This is a genomic window from Microbulbifer pacificus (assembly GCF_002959965.1).
Lineage (GTDB): Bacteria > Pseudomonadota > Gammaproteobacteria > Pseudomonadales > Cellvibrionaceae > Microbulbifer > Microbulbifer pacificus_A.
Genome location: NZ_PREV01000031.1, coordinates 1 through 1,491 on the forward strand (window position 1 = coordinate 1; position 1,491 = coordinate 1,491).

The window sequence follows — 1,491 nt, forward strand, 5'->3', positions numbered from 1 at the left end:
TAATGGTATTCAGCAGACGGTTAGTGATATACAGGTTGATACTGAAAAAACAGAACATTATCGCATAGTATCTAAAAGATATAACGGACCTTATCCAGCATCTTCGGGGATGTATGATAATAGCGGTAAAGAAATATCTAGAAGTGGAAATGACCGTTCTTACATTTTAAGTGTTTATGATAGAAGAAATAGAGAATGGATAAGTCATAAAACTTATGATTTATACGGTACTGCTGATAATGCTGTTTCTTTAGCTGAGGATTTGAATGCTTTAGATAATACAAAAATCATTGTATTAAACGGTACACACGCTCCACGGGACAATAGACTTGAAGGTAATTTACCAGAAGCGATATATAGGTGTGGAGGTTCTAGGGATGTTTTTGAATATGCCAATTGGGGAGGGAGTCATCCTTCTTATGTTTTAGTTGGTATTCCAGGCATGGGAGAAGGGTTAGGTAAGGAAAACTTCGCACCATCAAGTACAGGGTGGTTGGATGTACAACTAACCATTAATAACGGGAATGTTTCGTTTGACAGCTATACTGACAATGTACAACCTAGGATGACATATGCAGAATCACGTATTACACAGCTTGCAGATGAAATAGACTTAAAAGTTGATGTAGACGGCATTGTATCTCAAATAAACCTTAATCGTGAGGGTGTACGTATTAAAGGTAACTTAATACACTTAGATGGAACCACATTAATTAACGATGGGGTTATTCAGAATGCTCATATTGCCAACGGAACAATTGAAAGAGCCAAGTTAGTACGTGCCATTATTGGCGAAGCACAGATTGAGGATTTAGCTGTTACTAATGCAAAGATTGCTAGTTTAAATGCAGATAAGATCAACGCATCTAGTTTGTCCGCTATATCTGCTAACTTGGGAACAGTTCGAGCAGGAAGATTGTTAAGTAGTAATAACAATTTAGATGCAAACCTAAACACAGGTAATATCACATTACGAAACGCCTACCTCACCATTGCGAACGGAGCACAAATTAATTTTGAAGATGCAGGTAATACGCTCACGTATCGTAAATACGACGGTAGTGATGGATTTAGTCGTTCCGCTGGTATTGGTGTTGGCGATCGTATAGGAGGACGTTATCCGTTTGCTTATCTAGGTACTACAGGGGCATCAAATCTAGATAGTTTATCACCTTACTTTAGTGGTTTTATTGCTAACTCTACTGCAGCAACTGGTGAGGATAATGCGACGAACAGTGTAAATGGTTTTATATTTCAAATGCGTAATCGTGCGGTGGGTTGGGATAAAGGTATAACATTTGATTTTAATGGTAATCCAACTATAACCATGATTGGTGGTCAATCAAACGATTATTCTATCGGCGCTCTTTATCAAATTAGAGGTAAGCAAGGATTTAACATTATTAACGATTATAACAGTCGTAGTGGTTGGTATTTAGAGACGACTTATGCTGGTAATGGTACTGACATTACTTTCCGAGGAATGTATGG

1 protein-coding gene is annotated in these 1,491 nt (G+C 37.8%); it reads left to right on the forward strand.

The genetic code is table 11. The features are described from left to right. The coding region (locus C3938_RS17995; RefSeq protein ID WP_199775669.1) for a gp58-like family protein at positions 1 to 1,491 on the forward strand (1,491 nt) is incomplete at both ends.